Annotated in this window: 1 protein-coding gene and 1 pseudogene; both read left to right on the top strand. The window is 76.1% G+C overall.

Going from position 1 to position 9,722, the window contains the following annotated elements:
- Positions 1-148: 148 nt before the first annotated feature.
- Positions 149-5,725: pseudogene (locus ACEPPI_RS38150) on the top strand (type I polyketide synthase); the annotation flags it as partial.
- Between the two features lie 57 nt (positions 5,726-5,782).
- Positions 5,783-9,722, top strand: a 3,940-nt coding sequence (locus tag ACEPPI_RS38145; RefSeq protein ID WP_373919848.1) for a type I polyketide synthase, incomplete at its 3' end; no start/stop codon positions are given.

Genomic DNA, 9,722 nt, shown 5'->3' with positions numbered 1-9,722 from the left:
GCCGACGCGGCGGCGGGGGGGGGGGGGGGCGCCCCCCCCCCCCCCCCCCCCCCCCCCCCCCCCCCCCCCCACCCCCCGATTGACCCCCACCCCCCCGCCCGCCGCCCCCCCCCCCCCCCCCCAGCGCGACACCCCCCCCCCCCCGCCGGCCGCCGCCGACGAGCCCATCGCCATCGTCGCGATGAGCTGCCGCTACCCCGGCGACGTCCGCACCCCCGAGGACCTCTGGCAGCTCCTCACCGCCGGGGAGGACGGCATCACCCGGCTGCCGGAGAACCGCGGCTGGGACACCGACGCCCTCTACCACCCCGACCCGGAGCACCCGGGCACCTCCTACGCCCGCGAGGGCGGCTTCCTGCACGACGCCGCCGAGTTCGACGCCTCCTTCTTCGGGATCTCCCCGCGCGAGGCCCTCGCGATGGACCCGCAGCAGCGGCTCCTCCTGGAGACCACCTGGGAGGTGTTCGAGCGGGCCGGGATCGCCCCGTCCTCGGTGCGCGGCACCCGGACCGGCGTCTTCGCCGGCGTCATGTACCACGACTACGGCGCCCGCCTGCACGCCGTGCCCGACGGCGTCGAGGGCTACCTCGGCACCGGCAGCTCCAGCAGCATCGTCTCCGGCCGGGTCGCCTACACCTTCGGCCTGGAGGGCCCGGCGGTCACCGTCGACACGGCCTGCTCCTCGTCGCTGGTGGCCCTGCACCTGGCCGCGCAGGCCCTGCGCAACGGCGAGTGCTCCCTCGCCCTGGCGGGCGGCGTGACCGTGATGTTCACGCCCGGTACGTTCATCGAGTTCAGCCGCCAGCGCGGGCTCGCCGCCGACGGCCGCTGCAAGTCCTTCGCGGCCGCCGCCGACGGCACCGGCTGGGGCGAGGGCGCGGGCATGCTCCTCCTGGAGCGGCTCTCCGACGCCCGCCGCAACGGCCACCAGGTCCTCGCGGTCGTCCGCGGCTCCGCAGTCAACCAGGACGGTGCCTCCAACGGCCTGACCGCCCCCAACGGCCCGTCCCAGCAGCGCGTCATCCGCCAGGCCCTCGCCAACGCCCGCCTCACCGGCGCGGACGTCGACGTGGTCGAGGCGCACGGCACCGGCACCACCCTCGGCGACCCCATCGAGGCGCAGGCCCTGCTGGCCACGTACGGTCGCGACCACAGCGAGGACCGGCCGCTGCTGCTGGGCTCGGTGAAGTCCAACCTCGGCCACACCCAGGCCGCCGCGGGCGTCGCCGGCATCATCAAGATGGTCATGGCGATGCGCCACGGCATCGTGCCCAAGACCCTGCACGTCGACGAGCCCACCCCGCACGTCGACTGGTCCGCGGGCGCCGTGTCCCTGCTCACCGAGCAGGTGGAGTGGCCCGCCACCGGGCGTCCGCGCCGGGCCGGCGTCTCCTCCTTCGGCATCAGCGGGACCAACGCGCACGCCGTCATCGAGCAGGCCCCCCAGCCCACCGCCCCGGCCCCCGCCCCCGCGGCGCCCGCCGGCCCGCAGGCCCTCGGACGGCCGGAGGCGGACCCCGCCCCGTACCCGCCCGTGGTCCTGTCGGCCCGGGGCGAGGACGCGCTGCGCGCGCAGGCCCGCCTGCTCCACACCCGCGTCCGCACCGACGCGGACCTGCGCCCCGCCGACCTCGCCCTGTCGCTGGCCACCACCCGCTCGGCCCTGGAACAGCGCGCCGCGCTGGTCGCCGGGGACCGTACGGAGCTGCTGGCCGCGCTGGACGCACTGGCCCGCGGCGAGGACTCGGCCGCCGTCGTGCGGGGGACCGCGCGCGAGCACCAGGTGGCGTTCCTGTTCACCGGGCAGGGAAGCCAGCGCCTCGGCATGGGACGCGAACTGCACGCCGCCCAGCCGGCGTTCGCGCGGGCCCTGGACGAGATCTGCGTCGAACTGGACCGGCACCTCGAACTGCCGCTGAAGGACGTCCTGTTCGGTACGGACGCCGCCCTGCTGGACCGCACCGAGTACACCCAGCCCGCACTCTTCGCGATCGAGGTGGCGCTGTTCCGGCTGCTGGCGGACTGGGGCCTGCGGCCCGACGTGCTGGCCGGACACTCCATCGGCGAGATCGCCGCCGCGCACGTCGCGGGCGTCCTCACCCTCCAGGACGCCGCCGAACTCGTCGCCGCCCGCGGCCGGCTGATGCAGGCGCTGCCCGCCGGCGGGGCGATGATCGCCGTACAGGCGGCCGAGGACGAGGTCCTGCCGCTGCTCACCGAGCGGATCTCCGTCGCGGCCGTCAACGGCCCCCGCTCCGTGGTCGTCGCCGGTGACGAGGACGCGGCGCTCGCGCTGGCCGCGCACTTCGAGGAGCGCGGCGCCAAGACCAAGCGGCTGACCGTCAGCCACGCCTTCCACTCCCCGCTCATGGACGGCATGCTCGCCGACTTCCGCAAGGTCGCCGAGGGCCTGGTCTACGCGGCCCCCCGCATCCCCGTCGTGTCCTGCCTGACCGGCGCGCCCGTCACCGACGAGATGGCCTCGGCCGACTTCTGGGTGCGCCACGTCCGCGAAGCCGTCCGCTTCCTCGACGGCGTCCGCGCCCTCGGCGCCGCCGGAGTGACGGCCTACGTCGAGCTCGGCCCCGACGCCACCTTGTCCGCACTCGTCCAGGACTGCCTGCCCGAAGCGGCCGACGCCGCCGGGCCCGCCCTCTGCGTGCCCCTCCTGCGCAAGGGCCGCCCCGAGACCGAGGTGCTCACCGGCGCCCTCGCCCGGGCCCACGTCCACGGCATCGCCCCCGACTGGCCGGCGTACTTCTCCGCCACCGGCGCCCGGCGCGTCGACCTGCCCACCTACGCCTTCCAGCGCAAGCGCTACTGGCTCGACGTCGGACTGTCCGTCGAGGACGTGCTGGCCGCCGGACTGGAGGCCGCCGACCATCCGCTGTTCGGCGCCACCGTGCCGCTGCCCGCCTCCGACGGCCTGCTCCTCACCGGACGCCTCGCCCTGTCCAGCCATCCCTGGCTGGCCGACCACACGGTCATGGACACCGTCCTGCTGCCCGGCACCGCCTTCGTCGAACTCGCCCTGCGGGCGGCCGCCGAGGTCGGCTGCGACACCGTCGAGGAGCTGGCCATCGAGGCCCCGCTCACCCTCGCCGAACAGGGCGCCGTCCAGCTCCAGCTGGCCGTCGAAGCGGCCGACGGGACGGGCCGGCGCACCCTGGCCCTGCACGCACGTCCGGCCGACGCCCCGGCCGAGGAGCCGTGGACCCGGCACGCCACGGGCGTCCTCGCCCCGGCCGGGCCCGCCCGCGCCTTCGACCTGGCCGCGTGGCCCCCGGCCGACGCCGAGGAGGTACCGGTCGACGGCTTCTACCCGGCCGCGGCCGCCGCCGGCCTCACCTACGGGCCCGTCTTCCAGGGACTGCGCGCCGCCTGGCGGCGCGACGGCGAGCTCTTCGCCGAGGTCGCCCTCGACGAGGCGTACGAGACCGACGCCGCCGCCTACGGCGTCCACCCCGCGCTCCTCGACGCCGCCCTCCAGGCCATCGGCCTCACGGCGCCCGACGGGTCCGACGCGGCCGACGGCGCGCGCCTGCCCTTCGCCTGGACCGGCGTACGGCTCCACGCGGCCGGCGCCGCCGCCCTGCGCGTCCGCATCACCGCAGGCACCTCCGGCGGTGTGGCCCTGGACGTCGCCGACACCACCGGCGCCCCGGTCGCCTCGGTGGAATCCCTGGTCCTGCGACCGGTCTCCGCCGCGCAGCTCGGCGACGACCGCGGCGCCCACCACGAGTCCCTGTTCGGCGTGGAGTGGGCGAAGCTGCCCCTCGCCGCCGCCCCCGTCCCCGCCGACGAGCGGTGGGCCGTCCTCGGTGAGGACCAGGCGGACTTCCGCATCGGCGGGGCCCCGCTGGAGGCGCACACCGACCTCACCGCGCTGCGCGCCCGGATCGCCGCCGGCGCCCCGGCGCCGGACGTGGTGATCGTCCCGCTGTCCGGCACGGCCGGGACCGGCGGCCGGGCGGCCGCCGCCCGCACCGCCGCCCACCAGGCGCTCGCCCTGGTCCAGGAATGGCTGGCCGAGGAGAGCCTCGACGCCTCCCGGCTGCTCCTGATCACCCGGGGCACCCAGGCGGCCGTACCGGGCGAACACGTCACCGACCTGGCCCATGCCCCGGTGTGGGGCCTGGTGCGCTCCGCGCAGTCGGAGAACCCCGGCCGGTTCGTCCTCGCCGACACCGACGGCTCCGACGCCTCCCTCGGCGTCCTGCCCGCCGCCCTGGCGGGCGACGAACCGCAGCTGGTCCTGCGGGCGGGCGAGGCGTACGCCTTCCGCCTGCGCCGCACCACCCGCACCGAGACCGGGACCGGCACCGGGACCGGCACCGAGCCGGAGAGCGGCACCGGGAGCGGCCACCCGGCCCTCGACACCGCCGGCACCGTCCTCGTCACCGGCGCGAGCGGCACCCTCGGCGGACTCTTCGCCCGCCACCTCGCCGACGCCCACGGTGTACGGAACCTGCTGCTCCTGAGCCGCAGCGGCGACGCCGCACCCGGCGCGGCCGACCTGACGCGGGCCCTGAACGCGCGGGGCGCCGAGGTCACCTGGGCGGCCTGCGACGCTGCCGACCGGGACGCCCTGGCCGCAGTCCTGGCCGCCGTACCCGCCGACCGGCCGCTGACCGCGGTCGTCCACGCGGCCGGCGTCCTGGACGACGGCATCATCGACTCCCTCACCCCCGAACGCCTGGACACCGTCCTGCGGCCCAAGGTCGACGCGGCCTGGAACCTGCACGAGCTGACCGAGGGCCACCGGCTCTCCGCGTTCGTGCTCTTCTCCTCGGTCGCCGGTTGCTTCGGCGCCGCCGGCCAGGCCAACTACGCCGCCGCGAACGCCTTCCTGGACGCCCTCGCCCAGCACCGCACGGCCCGCGGCCTCGCGGGCAGCTCGCTGGCCTGGGGCCTGTGGGCGACCGAGGACGGCATGGCGGGCGCCCTCGACGAGACCGACCTGACCCGGATGGCCCGCGCCGGAGTCGGCGCGCTCGCCCCCGCCGAGGGGCTGGCCCTCTTCGACACCTCCCGCACCCTGGCGGACGCCGTCCTCGTCCCCATGCGGATCGAACCGGCCGCGCTGCGCGCCCAGGCCGCCGACGGCACCCTGCCGCCGCTGCTGCGCTCCCTGGTGCGCACCCCCGCCCGGCGGGCCGCCCCCAGTGCGGCCCGGGCGGCCGCCCCGGCCGGTGCCGAGCCGGCCGGCTCCCTCCAGGAGCGGCTGGCGGGCCTGACGGCCGCGGACCGCGACCGGATGCTGAACGAACTGGTCCGCTCCCAGGTGGCCGCCGTACTCGGCCACGGCACCGCCGACGACGTCGACGCCGGCCGCGGCTTCCTCGACCTGGGCTTCGACTCGCTGACCGCCGTCGACCTGCGCAACCGGCTCACCGCCGCCTGCGGACTGCGGCTGCCCGTGACGCTGATCTTCGACTACCCGTCACCGTCTGCACTGGCCGCCTACATCGGGGAGCGGCTCGGCCGGGACGACAGCGCCCGCCCCTCCGTCCACACGGAACTCGACAAGCTCGAAACGATCCTCTCGGCGCTCGCCCCCGACGACACCGAACGCGCGGGCATCACCGCCCGGCTGCGCGACCTACTGGCGAAGTGGAACGACACGCACAGTGCACAGGACAACGCCGCCGAAGAGCGGGACATCCAGGCCGCGACGGCCGACGAGCTCTTCGACCTGCTCGACGACGAACTCGGACTGTCCTGAGATGGCCTCCGCGAGCTTGACGACCTTGAACACTTCGACGACGGGGATGGCGTGACAATGGTGAACGAGGAGAAGTACCTCGATTACCTCAAGCGGGCGACGGCCGATCTCCGCGAGGCGCGGCGCCGGCTGCGCGAGGTGGAGGAGCGGGACCAGGAGCCGATCGCGGTCGTGGCGATGAGCTGCCGATACCCCGGCGGCATCGACACCCCCGAAGCCCTGTGGGAACTCGTCGAACGCGGCGGCGACGCCGTCACCCCCTACCCCGCCGACCGGGGCTGGCCGGCCGAGGTCCTCTTCGATCCCGACCCGGACAGCGGCATCGAGGAGTACGAGCGGGTCGGCGGATTCCTGCACGACGCCCACCACTTCGACCCGGCGTTCTTCGGGATCTCCCCGCGCGAGGCCCTCGCCATGGACCCGCAGCAGCGGCTCCTGCTGGAGACCTCCTGGGAGGCCTTCGAGCGGGCCGGGATCGACCCCGCCACCCTGCGCGGCAGCCGCACCGGCGTGTTCGCGGGCCTCATGTACCACGACTACGCGGCACGGCTGTTCAGCGTCCCCGAGGAGATCGAGGGCTTCCTCGGCAACGGCAGCTCCGGCAGCATCGCCTCCGGCCGCATCGCCTACACCCTCGGCCTGGAGGGCCCGGCCGTCACCGTCGACACGGCCTGCTCCTCCTCGCTCGTCGCCGTCCACCTGGCCGTCCAGGCCCTGCGCAGCGGCGAGTGCACCCTCGCCCTCGCCGGCGGCGTCACCGTCATGTCGACCCCCGGCACCTTCACCGAGTTCAGCCGCCACCGCGGCCTGGCCGGCGACGGCCGCTGCAAGTCCTTCGCGGCCGCCGCCGACGGCACCGGCTGGGGCGAGGGCGCCGGCATGCTCGTCCTCGAACGGCTCTCCGCCGCCCGCGCGAACGGCCACCCCGTCCTCGCCGTCGTCCGCGGCACCGCCGTCAACCAGGACGGCGCCAGCAGCGGCCTGACCGCCCCCAACGGGCCCTCCCAGCAGCGCGTCATCCGCGAGGCGCTCGCCGGGGCCCGGCTCTCGCCCGCGCACATCGACGTGGTCGAGGCGCACGGCACCGGCACGACGCTCGGCGACCCCATCGAAGCCCAGGCCCTGCTGGCCACCTACGGCCAGGACCGGCCCGAGGACCGGCCGCTGCTGCTCGGCTCCATCAAGTCGAACATCGGCCACACCCAGGCCGCCGCCGGCGTGGCCGGGATCATCAAGATGGTCATGGCGATGCGCCACGGCGTCCTGCCCCCGACCCTGCACGTGGACGAGCCCACCCCGAACGTCGACTGGTCGGAGGGCGCCGTCCGGCTGCTCACCGAGGCCCAGCGGTGGCCGGAGACCGGCGCGCCCCGCCGCGCGGGCGTCTCCTCGTTCGGCATCAGCGGCACCAACGCCCACACCATCATCGAGCAGGCCCCCGACGCGGCGGCGGCCCCGGCCCCCGCCGCGGCTCCGGACGCCGCCCCGGACGCCGCCCCGGACGCCGCCCCGGGCACCGATGAGGCGGCTGCTGCCGTCCCCGTACCGGCCCTGTGGAACCTCTCGGGCAAGTCGCCGGACGCCCTGCGCGCCCAGGCCGCGAAGCTGTACGCGCACCTGGCCGCCCACCCCGGGCAGCACCCCGGCGACGTCGCCCGCTCCCTCGCGAACGGCCGCACCGCCTTCGAGCACCGCGCGGTCCTCACGGCCGCCGACCGGCCCGGACTGGCCCGCGCCCTGCAGTCCCTCGCCGCCCTGGGACCCGAGGAATCCGCCCCGGGGGTCACCCGGGGCCGCCCGGTCGGCGGGAAGCTCGCCTTCCTCTTCACCGGCCAGGGCAGCCAGCGCCTCGGGATGGGGCGCGAACTGTGCGAGGACTTCCCGGTGTTCGCGGAGGCGCTGGACGCGGTGTGCGAGCGGCTGGAACTCCCGCTGAGGGAGGTGCTGTTCGGTACGGATGCCGCCCTGCTGGACCGGACGGAGTACACCCAGCCCGCGCTGTTCGCCGTCGAGGTGGCGCTGTTCCGGCTGCTCGCCTCGTGGGGCGTCACGCCCGACTTCGTGTCCGGGCATTCGATCGGTGAGATCGCCGCCGCTCATGTGGCGGGTGTGTTGTCGCTGGAGGACGCGTGCACGCTGGTGGCCGCCCGCGGGCGGCTGATGCAGGCGCTGCCTTCGGGTGGCGTGATGATCGCGGTGCAGGCTGCGGAGGACGAGGTCCTGCCGCTGCTGACCGACCGGGTCAGCATCGCCGCCGTCAACGGCCCGACCTCGGTCGTGATCGCCGGTGACGAGGACGCCGCGACCGCCATCGTGGCGGCCTTCCCCGACCGGAAGTCCAAGCGGCTGACCGTCAGCCACGCCTTCCACTCCCCGCACATGGACGGCATGCTCGACGACTTCCGCCGGGTCGCGGAGGGGCTCACGTACGCCGCCCCGCGCATCCCGGTCGTCTCCAACCTGACCGGCGCCCTCGTCACCGACGAGATGGGCTCCGCCGACTTCTGGGTCCGCCACGTCCGCGAAGCCGTCCGCTTCCACGACGGCATCCGCGCCCTCGCGGCCCGCAACGTCGTGCACTTCCTCGAAGTCGGCCCGGACGCCGTCCTCTCGGCCCTCGCCTCGGACTGCCTGCCCGAGCTCTCCGGCACGGCCGCCTTCGTGCCGGTCCTGCGCGCCGGCCGTCCCGAGACCGAGACGCTGACCGGCGCCCTCGCCCGGCTGCACGTCCGGGGCGCGGCCGTGGACTGGGACGCGTACTACGCCGGCACCGGCTTCGAGCGCGTCGACCTGCCCACCTACGCCTTCCAGCGCGAGCCCTACTGGCTCGACGCCGGACGCCCCCCGGGCGACGTGTCCGCCGCCGGCCTCGGCACGGCGGGCCACCCCCTGCTCGGCGCCGCCATCGCCCTCGCCGACCTCGACGGGTTCCTCTACACCGGCCGGCTCTCCCTGGACACCCACCCCTGGCTCGCCGACCACACCGTGGGCGGATCCGTCGTCCTGCCCGGCAGCGCCTTCGTGGAGCTGGCGATCCGCGCCGGAGACCAGGTCGGCTGCGACCTCCTGGAGGAACTCACCCTCCACGCACCCCTCGTCCTGCCCCCGGACGGCGGGGTCCAGTTCCAGCTGTGGGTGGGCGCCCCCGACGCCGCCGGACACCGCCCCCTCGGCGTGCACTCCCGCCCCGAACCCGACGCCGACGCCGCAGCCGACTCGGCCGAACTGCCGTGGACCCGGCACGCGGACGGCGTCCTCGCCACCGGCGCCCCGCAGCCCGCCTTCGCCCCCGCCGCCTGGCCGCCGGCCGACGCCACCCCCCTGCCCGTCGACGACCTGTACTCCCGACTCGCGGAGGCGGGACTCCACTACGGGCCCGCCTTCCAAGGCGTCCGCGCGGCCTGGACGAGCGGCGACGCGGTCTACGCGGAGATCGAGGCCTCGGACGAACAGCGCGACGACACCGCCCTGTTCGGCCTGCACCCCGCCCTCCTCGACGCCGCCCTGCACTCCATCGGACTCGGCGGCCTCGTGGCGGACACCGGCGGCGGCCGGCTGCCGTTCTCCTGGACCGGAGTGGCCCTGCACGCCGTGGGCGCCTCGGCCCTGCGCGTACGCCTGGCCAAGGCCGGACCGGACGCCGTGTCGCTGGCGCTCGCCGACGGCACCGGGCAGCCGGTCGCCGAGATCGCCTCGCTCACCCTGCGCGCCGTCTCGGCCGGGCAGCCGGCGACCGCCACCGGCGGCCCCCACGACCGCTTGTTCCAGGTGGCGTGGACCCCGCTGAACCTCCCCGCCCCGGCCGGCGCGGACGTACGCCCGCTGCTGCTCGACGGGCCCGACGCGGCCGACGCGCTCGCAGCCGCCCTCGACGCGTCGCACGACGCGGCCCACGCCGCCGCCGGGCCCGTCCCGGACGCCGTCCTCGTGCATGGCGTGCCGGTCCTTGTGGGCGCCGACGCCCTCCTTGGAGTCGTTGGCGTGGATCAGCTTCAGC

Source organism: Streptomyces sp. AB3(2024), from assembly GCF_041862025.1.
Classification (GTDB): Bacteria; Actinomycetota; Actinomycetes; order Streptomycetales; family Streptomycetaceae; genus Streptomyces.
Note: the sequence above shows the minus strand (reverse complement) of the source record. Positions and strands in the feature narration are given on the sequence as shown.